This is a genomic window from Polaromonas sp. JS666 (assembly GCF_900103405.1).
GTDB lineage: Bacteria > Pseudomonadota > Gammaproteobacteria > Burkholderiales > Burkholderiaceae_C > Polaromonas.
This window is the reverse complement of the sequence record NZ_FNHX01000003.1, coordinates 550,027-570,689: the sequence shown is the minus strand read 5'-3', so window position 1 is coordinate 570,689 and position 20,663 is coordinate 550,027. Positions and strand designations below refer to the sequence as shown.

21 protein-coding genes are annotated in these 20,663 nt (G+C 65.4%); 6 read left to right on the top strand and 15 right to left on the bottom strand.

The features are described 5' to 3' along the window. The first annotated feature begins 538 nt into the window (after positions 1-538). Positions 539-1,543, top strand: a complete 1,005-nt coding sequence (locus tag BLQ85_RS10920) for a lysylphosphatidylglycerol synthase domain-containing protein (protein ID WP_254806405.1) — start codon at positions 539-541, stop codon at positions 1,541-1,543. Positions 1,544-1,926: 383 nt separating this feature from the next. Here BLQ85_RS10920 and BLQ85_RS10915 read toward each other — a convergent pair whose 3' ends face one another. After that, positions 1,927-2,643, bottom strand: coding sequence for a glutathione binding-like protein (locus BLQ85_RS10915; RefSeq protein WP_074576727.1), 717 nt, complete (start codon positions 2,641-2,643; stop codon positions 1,927-1,929). Between the two features lie 113 nt (positions 2,644-2,756). Here BLQ85_RS10915 and BLQ85_RS10910 point away from each other — a divergent pair, with 113 nt between their 5' ends. Continuing rightward, positions 2,757-2,978, top strand: coding sequence for a SlyX family protein (locus BLQ85_RS10910; protein ID WP_074576874.1), 222 nt, complete (start codon positions 2,757-2,759; stop codon positions 2,976-2,978). A 19-nt stretch (positions 2,979-2,997) separates the two neighbouring features. Here BLQ85_RS10910 and BLQ85_RS10905 read toward each other — a convergent pair whose 3' ends face one another. The 7 genes from BLQ85_RS10905 to BLQ85_RS10875 form a co-directional block, all read right to left on the bottom strand. Further along, on the bottom strand, positions 2,998-3,177 hold the full coding sequence (locus BLQ85_RS10905) for a GFA family protein (RefSeq protein ID WP_074576725.1): 180 nt from the start codon (positions 3,175-3,177) through the stop codon (positions 2,998-3,000). A 260-nt stretch (positions 3,178-3,437) separates the two neighbouring features. Then, positions 3,438-3,641: a GFA family protein gene (locus tag BLQ85_RS10900; RefSeq protein WP_175456097.1), complete on the bottom strand. Its 204-nt coding sequence runs from the start codon at positions 3,639-3,641 to the stop codon at positions 3,438-3,440. Positions 3,642-3,669: 28 nt separating this feature from the next. After that, positions 3,670-4,134 (bottom strand): hemerythrin domain-containing protein, encoded by a 465-nt coding sequence (locus BLQ85_RS10895; RefSeq protein WP_074576723.1) that lies wholly within the window; start codon positions 4,132-4,134, stop codon positions 3,670-3,672. 149 nt (positions 4,135-4,283) lie between these two features. After that, positions 4,284-4,847 (bottom strand): cysteine hydrolase family protein, encoded by a 564-nt coding sequence (locus BLQ85_RS10890; protein ID WP_074576721.1) that lies wholly within the window; start codon positions 4,845-4,847, stop codon positions 4,284-4,286. Next, positions 4,837-5,331 carry a DUF421 domain-containing protein gene (locus BLQ85_RS10885; protein ID WP_074576719.1) on the bottom strand — a complete coding sequence of 165 codons (495 nt, stop codon included), beginning with the start codon at positions 5,329-5,331 and terminating at the stop codon, positions 4,837-4,839. The genes BLQ85_RS10890 and BLQ85_RS10885 overlap by 11 nt, the downstream gene beginning before the upstream one ends. 24 nt (positions 5,332-5,355) lie before the next feature. After that, positions 5,356-5,532, bottom strand: coding sequence for a DUF3606 domain-containing protein (locus tag BLQ85_RS10880; protein ID WP_074576717.1), 177 nt, complete (start codon positions 5,530-5,532; stop codon positions 5,356-5,358). 105 nt (positions 5,533-5,637) lie between these two features. After that, the gene (locus BLQ85_RS10875) at positions 5,638-7,083 is read right to left on the bottom strand and encodes a DHA2 family efflux MFS transporter permease subunit (RefSeq protein WP_074576715.1); all 1,446 of its coding nucleotides are present in this window, start codon (positions 7,081-7,083) and stop codon (positions 5,638-5,640) included. A 270-nt stretch (positions 7,084-7,353) separates the two neighbouring features. Here BLQ85_RS10875 and BLQ85_RS10870 point away from each other — a divergent pair, with 270 nt between their 5' ends. Then, the gene (locus BLQ85_RS10870; protein ID WP_371327277.1) at positions 7,354-8,172 is read left to right on the top strand and encodes a hypothetical protein; all 819 of its coding nucleotides are present in this window, start codon (positions 7,354-7,356) and stop codon (positions 8,170-8,172) included. A gap of 8 nt (positions 8,173-8,180) precedes the next feature. Here the strand turns inward: BLQ85_RS10870 and BLQ85_RS10865 are convergent, their stop codons facing one another. From BLQ85_RS10865 to BLQ85_RS10850, 4 genes are read right to left on the bottom strand one after another with little or no spacing between them, the layout of a single operon-like run. Further along, on the bottom strand, positions 8,181-8,960 hold the full coding sequence (locus BLQ85_RS10865) for a DUF899 domain-containing protein (RefSeq protein WP_254806404.1): 780 nt from the start codon (positions 8,958-8,960) through the stop codon (positions 8,181-8,183). Between the two features lie 31 nt (positions 8,961-8,991). Continuing rightward, positions 8,992-9,369, bottom strand: a complete 378-nt coding sequence (locus tag BLQ85_RS10860) for a VOC family protein (RefSeq protein WP_074576713.1) — start codon at positions 9,367-9,369, stop codon at positions 8,992-8,994. A 48-nt stretch (positions 9,370-9,417) separates the two neighbouring features. After that, positions 9,418-9,891 carry an SRPBCC family protein gene (locus BLQ85_RS10855; protein WP_074576711.1) on the bottom strand — a complete coding sequence of 158 codons (474 nt, stop codon included), beginning with the start codon at positions 9,889-9,891 and terminating at the stop codon, positions 9,418-9,420. Then, a complete protein-coding gene (locus BLQ85_RS10850) occupies positions 9,783-10,241 on the bottom strand; it encodes an ArsR/SmtB family transcription factor (RefSeq protein WP_074576708.1) in 459 nt (152 codons plus the stop codon). Before BLQ85_RS10850 ends, BLQ85_RS10855 begins: the two co-directional genes overlap by 109 nt. Before the next feature lie 186 nt (positions 10,242-10,427). Here BLQ85_RS10850 and BLQ85_RS10845 point away from each other — a divergent pair, with 186 nt between their 5' ends. After that, positions 10,428-10,835, top strand: a complete 408-nt coding sequence (locus BLQ85_RS10845; RefSeq protein WP_175456096.1) for an EF-hand domain-containing protein — start codon at positions 10,428-10,430, stop codon at positions 10,833-10,835. Between the two features lie 76 nt (positions 10,836-10,911). Here BLQ85_RS10845 and BLQ85_RS10840 read toward each other — a convergent pair whose 3' ends face one another. Further along, a complete protein-coding gene (locus BLQ85_RS10840; protein WP_139200940.1) occupies positions 10,912-12,468 on the bottom strand; it encodes an ABC transporter substrate-binding protein in 1,557 nt (518 codons plus the stop codon). Between the two features lie 237 nt (positions 12,469-12,705). On the opposite strand from BLQ85_RS10840, the gene BLQ85_RS10835 reads away from it, so the two are divergent. Then, positions 12,706-13,587: a helix-turn-helix domain-containing protein gene (locus tag BLQ85_RS10835; RefSeq protein ID WP_074576703.1), complete on the top strand. Its 882-nt coding sequence runs from the start codon at positions 12,706-12,708 to the stop codon at positions 13,585-13,587. A gap of 33 nt (positions 13,588-13,620) precedes the next feature. Then, positions 13,621-14,070 (top strand): VOC family protein, encoded by a 450-nt coding sequence (locus BLQ85_RS10830; protein WP_074576701.1) that lies wholly within the window; start codon positions 13,621-13,623, stop codon positions 14,068-14,070. Positions 14,071-14,073: 3 nt separating this feature from the next. Here the strand turns inward: BLQ85_RS10830 and BLQ85_RS10825 are convergent, their stop codons facing one another. Together BLQ85_RS10825 and BLQ85_RS10820 are read right to left on the bottom strand one after the other, a co-directional pair. Beyond that, positions 14,074-19,248: a PAS domain S-box protein gene (locus tag BLQ85_RS10825; protein ID WP_074576699.1), complete on the bottom strand. Its 5,175-nt coding sequence runs from the start codon at positions 19,246-19,248 to the stop codon at positions 14,074-14,076. Positions 19,249-19,615: 367 nt separating this feature from the next. Continuing rightward, positions 19,616-20,554, bottom strand: a complete 939-nt coding sequence (locus tag BLQ85_RS10820) for a DedA family protein/thiosulfate sulfurtransferase GlpE (protein ID WP_074576697.1) — start codon at positions 20,552-20,554, stop codon at positions 19,616-19,618. Positions 20,555-20,663: the final 109 nt, after the last annotated feature.

Below are 20,663 nucleotides of genomic sequence, written 5' to 3'. Positions count from 1 at the left end.
ACGCGATCCCTGATCCGCCTGAACCTCCGCTCCTCGGCGCATCCACAAGGGGGTGGGAGAAAAATACCAAATACCTGAAGAAACAAGGACACGCCATGGCGTGTCCTTGTTTGTATTGGAGTTCGATATTGGTATTTGGTATTTGGTATTTCGGACTTCCCCGTCCTGGCTGGGCCGAGCAGCGCAGACGGAGGAGGGATAAGGGCTGGCGTTGTCTGAGCGAAGCGCAGCGTAGCGAGTTTAGCCAGACCCCCTTCGCAGTCGAGCAGCGCAGGTTGCCCGTAGCGCAGCGGAGGGACCCAGACTGCGGGTCGCCTTTCTTTTGGGTACTTTTCTTTGGCGAAGCAAAGAAAAGTACCTCGCCCGCCGGGGCGAGACCCGGCCAGCAGAACCAAGAAGAGGAAGGAGGAAGATGAGGAGGCAAGAGCGCGCCCAGCCGGAGCAAGACCCGGCCCCCACCCCGTCGGTCTGCGCCTACAAAAAGCAGCGCCGCCGTGGTCTGGGCGCGGCAGGCGGTCAAAGGCAAGATGCAGCCATCATGGCCAGCACCGCGGCACCCGCTTCCGCAAACCCGTCTTCCTCCTCATCATCCTCCGCCGCAACATCCCTGTGGCCGCGCGTGCGGCGCTGGGTGTTCCCGGCGCTGGGGATCTTGGTGCTGGGCCTGCTGGTGTCGCATGCGCACAAGGTGGACTGGGTCGGTGCCTGGCAGGCGCTGTGGCGTTATTCGCCCTGGCTGCTGCTGGGCGTGCTGGGCCTGGCCACGGCCAGCCATGCGCTGTATGGCTGCTTTGACCTGATAGGCCGGCGCCACACGCGCCACACCTTGCCCCGCCTGCAGACCTGGGCGATCGCGGTAACGAGCTATGCCTTCAATCTGAACCTGGGCTCGCTGGTGGGCGGCGTGGCGCTGCGCGCGCGCCTGTACACCCGCGCGGGGCTGGACGAAGCCACCATCGCACAAATCGTGGGCCTGAGCTTGGCGACCAACTGGCTGGGCTACGGCCTGGTGGCCGGCAGCCTGTTCGCTGCGGGCCTGATCGCCCCGCCCAGCCAGGCGCACATTGGCGCAACAGCGCTGCGCGTACTGGGCGCGGCCATGGTCTTGCTGGCCCTGGCCTATGTGGCGGCCTGCAAGTTTGCGCACGGACGCGAGTGGCGTGTGCGCGGCAAGCGGTTGACCCTGCCTTCGCCCGGCCTGGCACTGGTGCAACTGCTGCTGTCGGCCACCAACTGGGCGCTGATGGGCGCGGCCATGTACGCGCTGCTGGGCGGCCAGGTGGAATACGGCAAGGTGCTGGGCGTGCTGATGGCGGCCTCCATCGTGGGGGTGATCATGCCGATCCCGGGAGGCCTGGGGGTTTTGGAGGCGGTGTATCTGGCCTTGTTGTCGGGCAGCGTGCGGCAAGGGGTTTTGATGGGGGCAGTGCTGGCGTACAGGGCGCTGTACTACCTCTTGCCGCTAGCTGGAGGCTTGCTGTTGTATGTGTTGCTGGAGAAATATGCGGCCAGCCATTCGGGGGCCGCACCCGCTGCCGAATGAAAGCCTATTGTGGTTTTCTGTATTCGGCTGTTTGGTATTCCTGTCCCCACCCCTTGTGTATGCGCCGAGGAGCGGAGGTCCAGGCGGATCAGGGATCGCGATTGTCTGAGCGAAGCGCAGCGTAGCGAGTTCGAGCGAGACCCCGCCTGAACCGAGCACCGCAGGTTGCCCGTAGCGAAGCGAAGGGACGCAGCAACCAGGGTCGCCTTTTGGTATTCGCGTAACTTCGCTACGCGAAGTGAGCGAACCCCGCGCGCGCAGCGCGCCTTTTGGCGAACAAAAGAAAACCCGCTTTGCGGGTTTCGCCAAAGTTACTTGCCGCCGGGCAACCCCGGCCAGCCGCCCTCAGCAAAGAGAACCAAAGCCAGCACCGCCAGGGCGTCCTAACCCCGTTTAGGAATTAACAAACCCTTCACCACCGCCGGCCGCGCCACAAAAGCCTCCAGCACCCGCTTCACATTCGGAAAGCCACCGAACTCCACCAGCTCGCCAGCTTCATAAAACCCCACCAGATTCCGAACCCACGGGAAGATGGCGATATCGGCAATGGTGTACTCATCGCCCATGATCCAGTCACGGCCTTCGAGGCGCTGCTCGAGCACGCCGAGCAGGCGCTTGGACTCGGCGACGTAGCGGTCGCGGGGCCGCTTGTCTTCATAGGCCTTGCCGGCGAATTTGTGGAAAAAGCCCAGCTGGCCGAACATGGGGCCTATGCCGCCCATCTGGAACATCAGCCACTGGATGGTTTCATAGCGGGCTGCGGCATCCTGGGGGATGAACTTGCCGGTTTTTTCGGCCAGGTAAAGCAAGATGGCGCCGGATTCAAAGAGGGCCAAAGGCTGGCCGCCGGGGCCCTTGGGGTCGATGATGGCGGGGATTTTGTTGTTGGGGTTGAGCGAGAGAAAGGCCGGCGACATCTGGTCGTTGGTGTCGAAGCTCACCAGGTGCGGCTCGTAAGCCAGGCCGGTCTCCTCGAGCATGATGGAAACCTTGACGCCGTTGGGCGTGGGCAGCGAGTACAGCTGGATCTGGTCCAGGTGCTGGGCGGGCCATTTCTCAGTGATGGGGAAGTCTTGGGGGAAGGCTTTGGATGGGGTCATGGTGTGTGTGCGGCAGGAAATAAACGACAGCCGCCAAGCGTAGCCCAAGCCGGGCAAACGCGCAGGGCACCGGTTATTTACCCGGCCTCCCCCTCATGGTGTCCAATAAGGGCATGGAAGCCGAGAACCACACCGACAGCCGCCTGACCGAACTCGAGATCAAGGCCAGCTTTGCCGAGGACCTGCTGGAGCAGCTCGACAAAATCATCGTGCGCCAGCAGCAGCAAATCGACGCCTTGCTGCGCGAGGTGGCAGAACTCAAGGCCGCGCCTGTGCGTGACGGCGACATCACCACCACGCGCAGCCTGCGCGACGAGCTGCCGCCGCATTTCTAACTTCTCAGTACACCCCCCGCTACCAGAGGTTTTTGCCGTCAATCACGGCGACGGGTGCCGTGGCCGCGTCGAAATCATCAAACAGCCGCGCATTGACGCCTATGCGGCGGGTGCTGCCGTCCCAGCTGCCGTCCATCTCAAAGGCCGGGCTGTCCGAGTAGGTGGAAACACCGCACTCGGCACAGAAGTGGTGGTCCACCAGCTAGGGCCTGTTAACGCTATTTATGCAAATGCGAATGGGGTGAAAACAGCCCCAATCAAGGCGCGCGACGACGCCCAGACCGGGCGTCTGCGCTAGGAGCGCAACGCGGAGTGGGGCTGTTTTCACCCCATTCCCTCCGGGTTGCGATCAAAAAGGCCTTGCGCGGCGTTGCAAAGCCTTGACGGGGTTCACCCCGCCTGCGTTTTGCGCCTTGCTCAAGGCCTTTTTGACTCGCAACGCATCTTGCATAAATAGCGTTAACAGGCCCTAGTCTGCCAGCGGTAAACCGCGTCGGCGTCCTTGGGCGTGGTGACGTGGAATTGCTCGGGCGTGTAGTAGGCCAGCAAGGCGCCGCGCCTGCTGCAGAAGGAGCAGGTGCAGCGCGTGAGCTGGGCCGGCATTTCGCCGTCTATGCGAAAAGCGTTTTTGCCGCAATGGCAGCTTCCGGTGATGGTCGCCATGGGCCGTCTCCTGCCTGGACCGAGCGCCTCAGGCGGCGGCCATGAGTTCCTGTTTGCGCGCGCTGATCTGCGCGCCCAGCTCGGTCATGTCGAGCCGGGTGGCGCGGGCCTTGGGGAAGATCTCGTTCTGCTCTTCCTTGACGTGGTGCTTGACGTATTCGGACATGACCTTGATCTTGGCGTCGAACATTTCGCCGTCGGGCTCCAGGCCCTCGACCTGGGCGATCAGGTCCTTGAGGGTGGCGTGTTCGACGCTGGCCTCGGGAATCAGCTCATGGTCCTTGAGGGCGGCCTTGACGGCGGGATAGAAAATTTCTTCCTCCACCTGCGCATGCACCGTGAGCTCCTTGCAGATCTGGGCGACCAGCTCCTTCTTTTTGGCGGGGGAGCGGCTTTTTTCGTACTGCTCAAAAAGCTCGCTGACCAGCTTGTGGTCGGCCCTGAGCATGGCGGTGGCTTCCTTGTGCACAGGTGTGGCCTTGGTGGTGGGCATGGTGTTTCCTTCAGGTTGGTAGTTTGGGATTGGTCGCAACCCGGGGCGGGCTGTTAGGCGATTCTTGGGAGGCAGCCGCTACCGCGGGGTAGGCCAAGCTTGCCAGCGCATGTAGGAAACCGCGCGCCGCGGCGGCGCGCACCAAGCGCTCAGGGCTGCACAAAAGCCGAGGGCGAGACATCACACTTGAGGACGCGCGCCATATAGGCCAGCGACTGCTTGTGGAATTCGGCCGACTCGGCCGCGCAGCAATCGGAGGGCACGCGCAGCGCGAAGCCGCGCAGAAAGCCGTCCATGGCGGTCAGCTGCACGCAGATGTCGGTCGCCACGCCGGCGATGATGATGTCTTTCACTTCCATGCGCGCAAGCAGCAGGTCCAGCGGCGAGCCCAGAAAGGCCGAATGCCGGGGCTTGAGCACGGTGAGGTCGCCGCGCTCGGGGCGCAGCAGGCGCGCCATCTCGCCGGAGGCGCCCGCGCTGGCGGCGCAGCGCTGGACCAGGCTCTGGAAGTCGGACTGCCAGCCGCCGTAGTTGTCGTTGGCGTAGATGGCCGGCACGCCGGCCTTGCGCAGGCGGCGCTTGAGGGCCGAGGCGGCTTGGGCGGCAGCTACCGCCGCCGCGGCCAGGTCTTCGGCGCCCGGGAAATCCATGGGATTGATGAAGTCGATCAGCAGCAGCACGCTGCGGCTGCGCGCAAGCGCTTCAGTGTCCACCGGACGGGGCCAGCGGCGGGCTGGACGTTTCTTTGAGGATGCTGATTTTCCCGTCGGCCTCGAGGCAGGCATATTTCATGTCGGCCTGCTCGCAATCGGCTTCTCGCAGGGCCTGCTCAAGGTCGCCCAGGGGGATGCGGTGTTTCTTGAGGACTTCGCCGAAGACCTTGCCGTCGCGGCCGACCAGCACGGGCCGGCCTTCCATCAGCGTCTGCAGGCGCGCGCTGCGCGAAGTGGCGAAGGCGACCAGCACATTGAGCGCCACCAGCGTGGCGGCGGCCAGCAGGCCGCCGGTGACGGATTCCTCGCCGCCGCTGAGACCACTCGACACCGACTCGCTGAGCAGCATCACGACCAGCAGGTCAAAAGGCGTGAACTGCCCGACGGTGCGCCGGCCCGAGACGCGGACCATGGCCAGCAGCGCGCCGTAGATGATCACGGCCCGCAGGGGCAGTTCCCACCATGCGGATTGCAGCTCGAACACGGGTGGCGCGCGGCGAAGCGCCGCTTATTTTTTCGAGAGGTAGCGGCGCACGGCATCGGCCGAGTTGCCGACATTCCTGACGGCATCGCGCAGCTGCTGCTCGGTGCAGCCCAGCGACGCCATCCAGTCGCGCAGCTCATGGGGCTGCTCGAGGGAAATCAGCTTGCGGTCCGCGCCTGTCTTGCTTGTGTCATCGGGCATGGTGTGTCTCCTGGGAAAAGCCGGATGGTAGGCCTGGCCCCTCCCCGCGCTGTGTAGGACGGAAACGCCTTGTGCGGGCAGCGTTTTCCGGCCGCGGCGCGCGGCCTAGTGCGCCGCGGTGGCGGGCTTGCCGCTGGCAGCCGTTGCGGCGCCGGGCCTGAGCAGCACGGCGCCCAGCAAGGCAGCCATGGCCGCGAAGACCGCGCCGATCACAAAGGCCAGCTGGTAGCCGCCGTTGAGCGCCGCGGTCGCGTCCAGCCCGGCACCGCCCAGCGAGGTGGTGCGCGCGGCCGCAAGGCTGGCCAGCACGGCCAGGCCGAGTGCGCCGCCCATCATGAAAGAGGTGTTGACCACGCCGGAGGCAATGCCCGATTCGCTGGGATCCACGTCACTCATGGCGGCCAGCAGCACGGGGTTGAAAGCCATGCCGGCGCCCAGGCCCAGCAGCAGCATGCCGGGCAGCACGTCGAGCGCAAAGCTGCCGGCCACGGGCGCGCGCGCGAACAGGGCCAGGCCCACGGCGGCCAGCAGCAGGCCGGCGGCCAGGGGCGCGCGTATGCCGAAGCGCATGACGATCTTGGCCGACAGGCCCAGCGAGAAGGCGGCCATGATGAGGTTGGCCGGCAAGAAACCGAGGCCCACCTGCATGGCGCTGTAGCCCAGTACCAGCTGCATGTAGAGCGCCGAGATGAAAAACCAGGCGAACATGGCGGCGGCCCAGAGCACGCCCACCACATTGGCGGTGGCGACGTTGCGCAGGCGGAACAGGCCCAGCGGCATCAGCGGCGTCTGCACCTTGGATTCAATCGCCAGGAAGACGGCCATGAGCACCGCGGCCGCGCCCAGCAGGCCCAAAGTCTGGCCCGAGAGCCAGCCGGCCTCGTTGCCGTTGACGATGCCGTAGACGGCCAGCATCAGCGAGCTGGTGACGGTGACGGCGCCGCCCACGTCAAGCTTCGCGCCGGTGGCCTGGCCCTTGCCGCCGGGCAGCAGCAAGAGGCACAGCGCGAAGACCGCGCCGCCTATGGGCAGGTTGACCAGAAAGATCCAGTGCCAGCTCAGCGAATCGGTGAGCACGCCGCCCAGCAGCACGCCTATGCTGCCGCCGCCGGCGCAGACAAAACCGTAAACGCCCATGGCCTTGGCACGCTCGGCCGGTTCGGTGAAGAGGTTCATGATCAGCGAAAGCGAAATCGCCGACACCACCGCGCCGCCCAGGCCCTGCACCGCGCGCGCGACGATGAGCAGGGCTTGCGAGTTGGCGATGCCACAGGCCAGCGAGGCCAGGGTGAAGAGGCTGAGCCCCGCGAGGAAAAGCCGGCGGTGGCCGTACAAGTCGCCGAGCCGGCCGCCCAGCAGCAAAAAACCGCCGAAGGTCAGCATGTAGGCATTGACCACCCAGACCAGCGAGGTCTCGGTGAAATGCAAATCGGTGCGTATGGAAGGCAGGGCCACGTTGACGATGGTGGTGTCGAGCACGATCATCAGCACCCCGAGGCACAGCACCATCAGGGCCCACCAGCGCTTGCGGCTGTCCATGTGTTGTCTCATTGGCGGTTTCTCCTCTGCTTCATCAATGAATGTCGCCAGTCAAATCAGGTCAGGTTCAGGTCCATCCGGCGCAAAAACGATACCGTGGCCGCGCATGTTACGCCATGCCTGCGCCGCGCGCTGTCCTACACGCTGTCCTACATGCGCCTCGGCGTTTGGCGGATAGCCAGGCCGTGGGCGGCTGGCTAATTTATGGAAACGTTTGCGGCATGGTGATTCAAGCATTCGAAGCATGCCGTCCACATTTTTCATGGGATGAATTTCATGCGGATGACGCCACTGCCCCGCCGTGCCGGACGGCCCACCCTGAAGACAGCCGGGCTGGCCGCCCTGGCGCTGCTGGGCGGCACGGCCCTGGCCCAGCCCTCGCCCGCGCTGGACCGCGCGAGTTTTTCGATAGGCGCTTTCCACGCCGACCCGACCTTCAACGCGGCGGTGAACACCAACTTCGGACGGCTGGACTCGGGCGACTCCAAAAGCAGCAGCGTGACCCTGCCGCGCATCAAGGCCGACGTGCTGCTGTTCGACAGCCAGGGCTTGTCTTTCGACTATTACCAGTTCAAGCGCGGCTACGGGGATTCGCTGGCCAGCAACTTCAGGACCGGCGGCGGCACGGTGACGACCACGGGCACGGCCAACCTGGACGTGAAGGTGGACTTCGCCAAGCTGGCCTACAAATGGTGGTTCGGTTCGGGCAACACCGTGATGGGCGTGGGCCTGGGCGCGGCCTACTACCGCGTGGGCCTGGACCTGAGTGCAAGCGCGGCGGTGGGCGGCAGCACCGGCAGCATACGGCAAAGCGACAGCGACGACGCGGTGGCGCCGCTGCTGGAGCTGGGCGTGAGGCATGCGATTTCGCCGGACCTGCGGCTGTTTGCCGATGCCTCGGGCGTGAAAAAAACCGGCGGCAGCACGCGCGGCGAGATCTACAACGCCGCGCTGGGTGTGGAATGGTTCCCAGCCAAAAATGTCGGCGTGGTACTGGACTACGGCCTGACCGACATAGACCTGCGCCGTGAGGACAGCAACAACGCGCGCTTTCGCGTCAAGCTCAAGGGGCCGTCGGCTTTTCTGAAGGTGCGTTTCTAGAGTGCCCTTCATGCAAGGGGAGCCTCGGCGTGGCAACAGGCCTGCGCGGCCTGGGCCATGGGTTCAGCCGCGCCGTATTGATCGTGGTGGCGCACCCAGGCCATGGGAAAGGGCAGGCCGTCTTCGTCGCGCCCCTTGGGCGTGAGGTCCATGTAGTGGTAAGCGCCCACCAGGGCGTCCGCGCCACGGGCGTAGCTTGAATAGGTGTGGAAGACATGGCCCTGGCCGTCGCGCGCGAAGACGCTGAAGCCGTGCAGGTCCTCCATGCCGCCGACGTCTTCCATGCGGTAGTTGTAGTTCACCTTTGCGCCGGCGAGCGCTTCGGGCGTGAAGGAGACGTGGTAGTCGTAGTTGAAATCGCCGCCGAAGGACGACACCCACTTGAAGCGCCAGCCCATGCGCCGCTTGAAGGCGGCGAGTTTGGCCTGCGGCGCGCGCGAGACCACGGCCAGCGTGATGCCGCGCGCGGCCAGGTGCGGCAGGGTGCCGTCGATGTGGTCCGCCAGAAACGAGCAGCTGCGGCAGCCCTCTTCCCAGTCCGGGCCGAACATGAAGTGGTAGACGATGAGCTGGCTGCGCCCCTCAAACAGCGCGGCCAGGCTTTCGCTACCGTTCGGGCCGTCGAACATATAGGGCTTGTCGACCGGCACCCAGGGCAGGCGGCGCCGCTCGGCGCTCACCAGGTCGCGCTGGGCGGTGAGTTCTTTTTCGCGGGCCAGCAAGAGGCGGCGGGCGGCGAGCCATTCTTCTCTGGACACGATGGCGTGCATGGCGGTATGGGTGTTCACGGGCGGGACTCCTTGGGAGGGGTTGGAGGAATCAGCGGTTGAGGATGTGCAGGATGTTGCCGTCCGGGTCCTTGAACCAGGCGCCCTTGAAGTCGCCGGCCACATGGGCATCGCCCTGCAAGGTCATGCCGGGCAGGTCGTAGTGCTCAAACACCACACCCTTGGCTTTGAGGGCGTTCATGATGCCGTCGAACTCGTCGCCCACGCTCCAGGTGCAGGCGGTCGCCTGGTTGCTGCCCGCGAACTGCGAGACATAGACGACGATGGCGGCGGTGCCGCTCTGGTAAGTGAGCACGCCCTCTTCGGTGCTTTGCAGCGGTGTGAGGGCCAGCTTGCCCTCATAGAACTTGCGGGCGGCGGCCAGGTCCTTGACGGCGATGGTGGGCATGGCGTTTCGGTTGGCGAGCATGGTGGACTCCTTTCAGGGTGATGCGCTTCAAGCGGCGGACGGTGCGGACTATGCAGCCGTGGCAGCCGATGCAGCGGGGAAAAGCTTGTCGAGTTTAAGGAAGGCGCCGGCCCAGCCCTGGTTGTGGCTGTCGCGCGCGGCCTGGTCGAAGAATTTTTCATGCACGAACACGAGTTCGGTGCCGCCGCCCGAGGGCCGCAGCGTGACGGTGACCCGCGACACGCGTTCGGGCGTGCTCTGCCAGCCCCAGTCGAACACCAGCTTGTGGGGCGGCTCCACTTCCAGGTAGGTGCCGGCCACGTTGTGGGTCTCCTGGCCCGGCACGCCGAAGCGGATGTGGTAACGGCCGCCCACGCGCACGTCCATCTCGGCCAGGGTCACCACACCGGCCGGGTCGGGGCCGAACCACTGCGCTAGCGCTTGCGGGTCGGTCCACGCGCGCCAGACTTTTTCGCAGCTGGCGGGGTAGTGCCGGGTGAAGTGGACGGAGGCCGGCTTGCCTTGCGTTGCGCTTTTTTCCATGGCGGGTTCAGCTCCTCTTGGTGGTACAGGTAGCGGCCCAGGGCGTCGAGGCGCTCGGACCAGAACTTCTCGTAACGGGACAGCCACATGGCGGCCTCCTGCATGGGCTCGGGCGACAGGGCCAGGTTGACGACACGCCCGTCCTTGGCGCGTGTCACCAGGCCGGCGTCCTCGAGCACGCGCAGGTGCTTCATGAAGCCGGGCAAGGACATGCCGTGCGGCTGGGCCAGCTCGCCGACGGAGAGATGGCCGCGTTCCAGGTCTTGCAGCACCTTGCGGCGTGTCGGGTCCGCCAGCGCGGCGAACACGGCATTCAGGGCACCATCGGCATTGTCTTGATACTTAACCATTTGGCTTAGTATTGAGCCAGTGGCCGCCGCCTGTCAACCCGGGCCCGGAACAAAGATGTTTTTTTGTGTGATCGCGCCGCCGCCGGCCCGCAAAGAAATGTGTCCCCGGCGCACGCGCAGGTAAAGCGGCGCAACACCCTGCAAGAACACTGGTATTGGGGGCGGGGGTAGCATCCAATGATGCCTATGACCTACTCACGCAGGAAGCCCATGAAGCAGCCCACGACAAAGACCCTCCCCATCCGCGCGCCTTCCAGCCCGGCCCGCCCCCGCATGGTGATGCTGGGGTCTTTGCTGGCCCTGGCCGCCGCGGCCGCCCTGCTGGCCGCGCAGGCGCAGGCCCAGACGGCGGAGCCGGCGGCAGCGGCCTCCGCGCCCGCCGTTGCCGCACCCGCTGTCGCCAAGTACGACCCCAAGGACCTGGAGCGCGCCTTCAAGTTCATGGACAAGAACGGCGACGGCAAGGTCAGCCGCGACGAGGCTTCGAACTTTCGCGGCGTCTCGAAACATTTTGACGAGGCCGACCTCAACAAGGACAACTTTCTCTCGCGCGAGGAATTCGACAACGCGATGAACCAGAGCCGGCAACCCTGAGGAAACCCCTCGCCCATGAAAAAAGCCGTGCGGTTTGCAGCCGCACGGCTTTTTTGCTTTTGCGCCTTGAGGGCGTTCAGTTTTTAAGCTTCACGTTCCAGAAGAAAGGCCACAGCGCGGGCTGGTAGTTTTCCAGCTTGGTGGACTTGGCCGACAGGCTGTTGAACTTGCCGATGTCGATATAAGGCACTTCGTCGTACACCAGCTGCTGCACCTTGCCCCACAGCGGCGCGCGCTTGGCGGGAACCGGGGTGTGGTTGAACTCGAGCAGCGCGGCCTGTTTGCCCGGGGTGTTCCACCAGCCGGGCGCGCCGTCGCCGAGTTGCGGCGGCGAGAGCATGGGTTCGGGCAAGAGGCCCGAATGCGTGACGTAGATGTCCCAGGCGGAGGAGTCGTTGCGGCGCTGCACCAGCGTGGACCAGTCGACCACGGTGAGCTCGGCCTTGATGCCGGCGCGCTTGAGCTGCTCGGCCATGACCACAGCCATGTTGTAGTGAAAGTCGTACTGGCGGCTGGTGAGGATGCGCACGGTCTCGCCCTTGTAGCCGGCGGCTTCGGCCAGGCCCTTGGCCTTGGCAGGGTCGCGCTGGTTGTAGCTCTCGGCGCCGGCGGCTGAGTAATACGGCGAGCCCTGCGGGAAGTGGTTGGCCTCGGCCGTGAAGAAGCGCGTGTCGCCGAAACCGGCGGCCATCATTTCGCCGGGGCCTATGGCGGTCTGTATCGCCTGGCGCATGCCCTTGTTGGCGTTGATGCCCTCGCGGGTGTTGAACACCAGGTACGGGAAACCGAAGGCCGGCGTGATCACGGGCGCGGCGCGGCCGCCGGATTTTTCGAGGCGGGCCAGCGCGTCTATGGGCAGCAGGTCGGCGAAGTGGAACTGGCCGGACAGAGCGCCTTCAACGCGCGTGCCGGGCGTGGGCACGGGGATGAAGCGCAGCTCCTCGATAAAGGCCTCGCGCTTGCCGCCGTAGCCGTTGGCCGGCTCCTTGCGCGAGGTGTAGCCGTCAAAGCGCGTGAGCACCACGAACTGGTCGGTGCGGCGTTCCTTGAACTTGTAGGGGCCCGTGCCTATGAAGTCACGCAGCGGAATCTGCACGGCCTCCTTGGCCATGATGGCGGCCATGCCGCTGGGAAGGGCCAGCTGCGCGAGCAGCGGCGCGTAAGGCGCCCTGAGCGTCAGCTCCACGGTGAGCGGGCCTGCGGTCTTCAAGTCGACGATTTCCTTGCCCACGGCCTTGCCGCGCGGTGCCTCCTTGATCCAGCGCTTGAGGCTGACAACCACGTCCTCGGCGTCGAGCGCGCGGCCCGAGTGCAGCTTCACGCCCTTGCGCAGCGTGATGGTGACGACCTTGCCGTCGGCCGAGAAACGCGGCATGCCTTCGGCCAGCATGGGCACGACATTCCATTTGGCGTCAAAGGTGTAGAGCGGCTCATACACGTGCTGCATGATGGTGCCGACCAGGTCGGTGGTCGCCTGCATGGGGTCCAGCGAGGGCGGTTCACCGACCATGGCGAGGTTGGCCGCGGAGGCCGGCGCCTGCGCCAGCGCGGGTGCGGCGCCCTGCAAGGCGGCCATCAGGCCAAAAACCAGGGCCGGCAGCAGCCGGCGCGTATGTAGGCGATGGTTAACCATAAAGCACTCCTAAGTGAAAGTAATTTTCATAATTCGTAGGATATTTGGCTAAATGTGAGTTTATGTAAGTAAATACCCGGGTGTATGTGCATTTATTTGAAATTAAATTTCTATTTACGGGAGGGATCGGATTCACGGCCAGGAAAGCCTGCTGGCTGGGCCGCTGCATGGCCGAACGCATGACAAGGGGGCTTGGCAAGCCCTAGACTGAAGGTCAAGCGATACGCTTTCACCACCATGCAACGCGCACCCCATCCCCTGCTTGCCCGCTTCGTCAAGACCGCGTGGGTCAGCCTGCCCGCCGCAGGTGATGTGAAGCCGGCGCGCGAGCACGTGCTGCCGACCGGCCTGATGCACCTGGTGTTCCGCCTCTCGGGGCCGGGCGTGCGCATCTTTGACCATGCCGCGGACGGCACGGGCCGGCAATTGGGCCAGGCCCTGGTGGGTGGGCCGCGTGCGGGCTTTTATGCCAAGGATGTCGGTGCGCCCTCGCATTCGGTGGGTGTGCAACTGCTGCCCGGCGCGGCGCAGGCGCTGCTGGGCCTGCCGGCCGATGAGCTGGCCGGTCGGCATGTGAGCCTGGAAGACCTCTGGGGAAACCATGCGGAGCTGGCGCGCGAGCAGCTGCTGGCCGCCGCCACGCCGCAGCAGGCCCTGCGCCGCCTGGAGGCCCTGCTGCTGCAGCGGCTGCGCGCCGGCCCGGCGCAGCCGGCGCACCCGGTGGTCATGCAGGCCTTGCGGCAGTTCGAGGCGGGCATGGGCGTGGAGGACGCGGTGGCCCGCAGCGGCTACAGCCACCGCCAGTTCATACGCCTGTTCTCGCAGGCCGTGGGCCTGGGCCCCAAGCTGTATTGCCGGCTGCAGCGTTTCCAGAAAACACTGCCGCTGCTGCAGGGCCCGCTGGGCCTGGCCGCCGTGGCCATGGAAGCGGGCTACAGCGACCAGCCGCATTTGAGCCGCGAGTTCCGCGAATTCGCCGGACTCACGCCCGAGCAGTACCGGCTGGCGCGGCCCGCGTCGGCCAACCATGTGCTGGTGCCTCGGTCTTGCGCGCCCCCTTCATCCCCTTCACGGCCGCATGTCAATTTTGTTCAAGACCGCGGGGCGGCCGGCCTCTAGACTGGCCGCATTCCCTTTCAGGAGTTCCCTCACATGGCGATCCACGAACTGTTTGCGTATATCCACGTCAAGGATGCTGAAAAAGCCCTGGCGTTTTACACCTCGGTGTTTGGCGTGACGGAAAAATTCCGCCTGACCGAGCCCAGCGGGCGCATAGGCCACGCCGAGCTGGAATTCGGCGGCACCACGCTGATGCTGTCGGACGAGTTCCCGGAATGCGGCACGGGCGCGCCCGCGAAGGGCACACCGGTGAGCGTGACCCTGCACCTGCATGTCGACGACTGCGACGCGGTGATCGCACGGGCGCTGCAAGCCGGCGCCACGCTGGAGATGGCCGCGCAAGACCAGTTTTACGGGGAGCGCTCGGGCAGCTTTCGCGACCCCTTTGGCCACCGCTGGAGCGTGGGCCACAGCATTGAGACGCTCACGCCTGAGGAAATGCAGCGCCGCTACACCGCGCTGCTGGAGTCGTCCGGGGCCTAGGGCCTACTCGAGCTCTATTTCAGGCGGCCGCGCCAGGCCCAGCACCCGCCTCAAAGTGGCCAGCAGTTCCTCGTTGGAGGTCTTGGCCTTGACCAGCACGGCGGTGGCGCGGGCGGCCTGGGCCCGGGTGGCTTCCATCGCGGAGAACACCACCACGGGCGGCGGCGACTCCAGCGCCTCGATGTCGGTCAGCAGGTCCCAGCCCGAGCCTTCCTTGAGGTTGATGTCGAGCAGGACCAGGTCGAAGGGCTGGCTCTCCAGCCGCGCGCGGGCTTCCTGCAGGGTCGCCGCAAAGACGAAGGTCGCGAAGTCCTGCGCGATGGTGGCCGCGATGCGCTGGATGTCGGGGTCGTCCTCGACGTGCAGGATGACGGGCTTGTTTTCGGCCGCGCCTTCGATGGCGCGGCGCACGCCCAGCACCAGCAGGTTTTCGTCTATGGGTTTTTCCAGCCAGTCCGACACGGTCAAGGCCTGGTCGTTGAACTGCACCTTGCCCTCACCGGCCCAGGCCGAGATGACGACCACGGGCACGTCGCGCGTGAGCAGCCGCCCGCGCAGCTGGCGTATCAGCGAGATGCCGTCCTGGCCGGGCAGCTTGAGGTCTATCGTGATGGCGTCGTAGTGCCGCTGCCCCAGCTGGGCCAGGGCCTCCTCGGCGCTGTAGACAGGGTCGGAATCGAAGCCGCCCTTGTCCAGCATCATGCCGATCAGGCGGGAGATATCGTGGTCGTCCTCGCAGATCAGCACGCAGGGCCTGTCGCCGGTCATCTCCACCGGGCGCGTGGGCGGCGGCTCCACCCATTCCGGCAGTTCGAAGTAGAAGGTGGTGCCTTCGCCGTTACGGGTTTCAAAGCCTATGCTGCCGCCCAGGCGCTCGATGATGGCGCGTGAAATGTTCAGGCCCAGCCCGGTGCCGCCCTTCTGGCGCGTGTCGGAGGAATCGGCCTGGGAAAACTTCTGGAAGATGCGCTTGCGAAACTCCTCGGGAATACCTGGCCCGTGGTCGCGCACCTCGACGCGCACGCCGCCGCTCGCGCTGCGCCCCGCATGGATTTCCACCACGCCATCGGACGGGGAAAACTTCATCGCATTGGACAACAGGTTGGTGACGACCTGCGTCAGGCGGTCGCCGTCGGCCCTGACCATGAGTTCCTCGTCTGGGAACTGCAGGCTCAGGCTCACGTTCTTGGCGGCGCCGTAGCCCTCGTTGGCGGCCAGCGCCTGCTCCAGCAGGGGCTTGAGTTCTATCACCTGCAGGTCCAGGGTCATCTTGCCGGACTCTATCTTCTCGATGTCCAGGATGTCGTTGATGAGCCTGATCAGGCGTTCGCAGTTGCTCTTGGCGATGCCGACCAGGGTCTTGACGGCCTCGGGCAGCTGGCCGGCGACGCCGCCGGAGATCAGGCCCAGCGAGCCGCGTATCGAGGTGAGCGGCGTGCGCAGCTCGTGGCTGACCGTGGAAACGAATTCGCTCTTCATGCGGTCTATGCGCTTGAGCTCGGTGATGTCGTTGGCCAGGGTGTAGAAGCCGATCACCTTGCCCTCGTCCCTGCCTTCGCCGTAGCGCGGGAAGTAGTTGACCACGTAGTCGCGCGTGCCGCCGCGCGCGGTTTTCTGCGCGCGCTCGTAGACCACTGGGTAACCCTGCAACACCTCCTCAACCCGGGGCCTGATCAGCGCGTACATCTCCTCGCCCACAATGTCCCGTATGGTCTTGCCTTCGAGCTGCGCGCTCGTCATGCCGAAGACTTCCTCGTAGGCACGGTTGTGAAAACGCAGGTACTGGTCGGCGTCGGCGTAGGTGATCCAGGCCGGTATGGTGTCGGTGATTTCACGCAGTTGCGCTTCGCTGGTGCGCAGCGCCTCGGTGACGCGGCGCATCTCGGTGGTGTCGCGACCGGTGCCGCGGTAGCCGGTGAATTTTCCGTTGACATCGAACTTCGGCACACCGCTGATGCTGAAGTAGCGGGTCCGGCCCTTGGAGTCGCGCCGCGTGGTTTCAAGATCGCGAAAAACCTCGTGCCGCTGCACCACGGCCTTGTAATGGGCCCAGCCCTCGTCGCTCATCTGGATGTAGTCGAGCTCCCAGGGGGTCTTGCCATAGGCTGATTTCTGGACGCCCGAAGCGTTGGGCGCCTCGCCCGACACCTCGACAAAGCGGAAGTTCTCGTCCTGCTCCCAGAACCAGTCGGAGGACAGCTCGGTGAGCGCGCGGAAGCGCTCCTCGCTTTCGCGCAGCACCTGCTCGGTCTGCTTGCGCTCGGTGATGTCCTGGATCTGCGCGATGAAGCGCAGCGGCTTGCGGTCCTCGTCGCGCACCAGGGAGCAGCTCATATAGCCCCATACGATGTGGCCGTCCTTGTGGATGTAGCGCTTTTCCGTATGGAAGGATTCGATCTCGCCGGCCAGCGCGCGCTGGCGCTGCTTCAAGTCCCATTCGATGTCGTCGGGATGGGTCAGGTCGTGGATGGTGCGCGCCAGCATCTCGGCCTCGGAATAACCGAGCATCTGGCAGAAGGCGGTGTTGACCTTGAGGCGGCGCGAGTCTATGCCTATCAGCGTCATGCCGATCGCGGCGTGCTCGAAGGCGTTGCTGAACTGCTGGTCGTTGAGCATGAAGGCGTCGTTGTCGCTGCTCAGGGGCGCGCTGCTGGGCACCTCCAGCGTCGAGAAGCCCGATTCGTGCTCTGTTTCGGCGGCCTGGGCGCCCTGAGTCCCACGCCCGTCCTGCCCGAGGCCGGTCTGGTCGCCGCCCAGCGAGAAATAAAAGGTGCTGCCTTCGCCGACCACCGACTGCGCCCAGATCTTGCCGCCGTGCCGGTCGATGATGCGCTTGGCCGTGGCCAGGCCTATGCCGCTGCCGGCGAATTCCTCGGGCGAGTGCAGGCGCTCGAAGTTGCCGAACAGCTTGTCGACGTAAGCCATGTCAAAGCCGGCGCCCTTGTCCTTCACGAAGAACACCGGCTGCGCGTCCTTGCCGCGCTGGCGCCCGATCTCGATCTCGACGCGCTCCTTCTTGGCGCTGAACTTCCAGGCGTTGGCGATCAGCTGCTCCAGCACCTGGCCCAGCATGGCCTGGTCGCCGCGCGCCGCCATGCCGGGCTCGATCGCGATGCGCGCCTCGCGCCCGGCCTCGGCGTCCTTGAGCCGCTTGGCCACGCGCAGCGCCTCGGCGCTGAGGTCCACCGTGTCCCAGACCATGCTGGTGCGCGACAGGCGCGTGAGGGCCAGCAGCCCGTCGGTGAGCTCGCCCATGCGCCGCACGCTGCTGCGTATGCGTTCGAGAAAATGCAGGGCGCGCTCGCCGGCGGCCGGCGGCATGTGTTTTTCCATCAGCGCGCAAAAGCCGTCTATGGTGCTCAGCGGCGTGCGCAAGTCGTGCGCCACGGAATAGGAGAAGGCCTCCATTTCCTTGTTGGCGGCCTCGAGCTGCGCCGTCCTGCGCAGCACGCGGTTTTCCAGGTCGACGTTGAGCCGCACGATTTCCACCTCCGCCTGCTTGCGTTTGGTGATGTCGGAGATGGAAGTGACAAAGCCGATGGGCTTGTCGCTCTTGCCGTCAAAGAGAGGCTGCACGTTAATGAGGCCCCAGAAGGTACTGCCGTCGGGCCTGCGGTAACGCTGCACGACGTTGTTCTGCGCCTGGCCGCTGGTGACGGCGCGCACGCTGGCCCATTCAACTTCGGGCATGTGGGTGCCGTCCTCGCGCAAGCGCTCCCAATCCGGCGCCGCCGAGGTCTGGCCCTTCATCTGCGCCATGGTCTTGCCGAAAATGCGCTCCGCGCTGGGGTTGCAGTCGATGATTTTGCCTTCGGCGTCACGCAGCATCACGCCTTCGGCAAGCGCCCCGACCACCGCCCGGAAACGCGCGTTACTCGTGCGCAGCGCGGTTTCGGTCTGCTTGCGCTCGGTGATGTCACTTCCCACGCCGCGGTAACCTTCAAAGGCTCCGTTGTCACCAAACACCGGCTCTCCGCTGACGCTGCGGTAAATGACACCGCCATCCGCCTTGGTCAGCTGGTACTCAAAATTACGGAACGGTAAATGCGCCTGCAAGGCGGCCTTGTGCTCCTCCCACGTGCCGACAAGCGGCGCGGAGTTGGGCAGGTCCCATCGGCACAGCCCTTCCCCGATGACCTGGGTTCCCAGGGCAAAGCGCTGCGGATCGTTGGAGACAAAGACGTTGCGGAAGTTTTTGTCCTGTTCCCAGTACCAGTCGGACGAGAGCTGGGTGAGGCTTCTGAACCGCGCCTGGCTACTGCGCAGGCGGTCCTCGGCGGCCAGGCGCTCGGTGATGTCCTCGGCCGTGATCAGGATGTGGGTAACCCTGCCGCCGCCGTCCTTGAGCGGCAGCTTGCGCATGTGCACGCGTATCCTGCCGCGGTCCCGCGTCATGATGACCCGGTCGGGGAAGTCCTGCATGATGCCGGTGTTGGCCACTTCCACGTCGGAGACATTGATACGGTCCGCGTGGTCCTGCGGCCAGAGGTCGTGCACGGTGCGGCCCATGGCGTCCTCGCGCCGTATGCCGTAGAGGCTTTCGGCCGCCTTGTTCCAGGCCACGATACGCAGGCCGTCCTGCACCGACTTCAGGTGCACGGCGACCGGCATGTTGTCGACGACGTCGTCGAGGAAGCGCGCGGCCTTTCGCTCTTTTTCCTCGATGCGCCTGGCCACCGTGGTGTCTCGCGTGATGCCGCGGTAGCCGGCGAACTCCTGCTGCTTGTTGAACACGGGAACGCCGCTGGCGGAAAAATAGTGGGCCACGCCGTCGTCCAGCACGCGGATGTACTCGAAATCGCGGAAGGCCTGGCGCGCCTCCAGCACCGCGCGGTGGTGGTCCCAGGACATGCTCAGGGGGTAGGCGCCGTCGAGCTCCCAGCGCTGCTTGCCGATGGCGCTGCTGAGGTCCGGGTCCGCGCTGCTACTGCTGCTCGCGCTGCCCACGCCGCGCTCGGCGGCAAAGGCGGTGAAACGGCAATCGGCGTCCTGCTCCCAGTACCAGTCGGCTGAGATCGACGCCAGGCTGCGCAGGCTGTCCACGTCGTCCCGGAGCAGCTCGGCGGCGCGGCGCTGCTCGGCGAGCTCCTGCGCCAGGGCCTTGTTGGCCTCGGCCAGCGCCAGTGCCTCGGCCTGCAGGCGTTCGTTGGCCTGGGCCAGGGTTTCGTCGCGCTTCACAGTCCGACCCCGCTGAACAGGCCCGCCAACACGTCGCCGGTCCCTCCCGTCGCGCCAGGCGGGCGGTGGGCTGCGGTCAATTCGCCTGGCGAAGAGGGCTTCATGCGCTGCTGTTTACTTTCTTGGCAAAGGCGAGATGCCTTCATGCATTTTGCACGGCGTTTGCGAAACCGAGTGTGCTGCGCCGCTGGAAAATCCGCCATAGGACAACACCCTGTCTTCTTTTGGGTGCGGCAGCCATCGGCACATGCCAGATTTGAAAACTTAAGACCTCTTTTTCGGCGGGCTAATTGAAACGACCTGGGCACAAGAGCTTAGCGCCGCCCTCCCGCGCAAGGCAAAGGTACTTTTACCCTTTCCCATCCATTCACACGGCATGCGGGTATTCCAGCGACAGCCCGGCTGCCTGCCAGGCATCTATGCCGCCATGCAGCGGCCGCACGTTCTTGAAGCCCGCCGCCATCAGGCGCCTGGCCACCTGGGCGGCCGAGGCGTCGTTGGGACAGGCGCAATACACCACCACGGGCACGTCGTGCGGCAGGTCCAGCGTGGCCATCTTGCGGTCCGGGTCCGACCACAGCAAGGCGCCCGGGATGATGCCGCCCGTGCCGCGGCTCAGTTCGGTGCGCACGTCGAGGATCACGGCCGCTTGCTCGCCGCGCGTGAGCTGCAGCAGCTCCTGCGGCGTGATGCGCGCCATGCGCAGCTGGCGGTAAAAGCGCTGGCGCTGCCACCATTTGTGCGCCAGGAACAGCGCGAAGGCGGCCAGCAGCACCATCAGGCCTATGCGGCCCATCTGTTCGAAGACGGCCAGCACGTCGGCCACCGCGTCATGGAACAGCATGCCTATGGCCAGCCCCACGCCGGCATACAGCGCCGCGCCTATGGCATCAAAGAACAGGAAGCGGCCGAAAGGCACGCCGGTGCGCCCCGCCAGCGCGGTGGCCAGCGAGGCGAAACCCGGGATGAACTTGGCCAGCACCAGCGACCTGGCGCCCCAGCGCGTGAAGATGGACTCGGTCTGCCGCACGCAGGAGTCGGGGGACAGCGAAATCCGGCACAAGGTCTTGAGCACGCGGCTGCCGTAGCGACGGCCGGCCCAGTACCAGAGGCTGTCGGCGATCAGGCAGGCCAGCACGGCCGTCGCGAGCAGGCCGCCAGCCGAATACCGGCCGCTATAGCTCAGGGCGCCAGTGAGTATCAGCACCGGATAGGCCGGAACCGGCAGGCCGAGCTGCTCCAGCACGATGTTAAGGAAAACAGCGGCCAGGCCGTACTGCTCCAGCCACACAACAATTTGGTCCATGGGCGTCAATGTAGACGGCGGCGGTGCATCGGTAAATGGCGGGCGCGGTAATGTTCTGTTTCCGCAGAGGGAACAATCTCCGCGGCGGGCGGCTGCGCTACCATGAAGC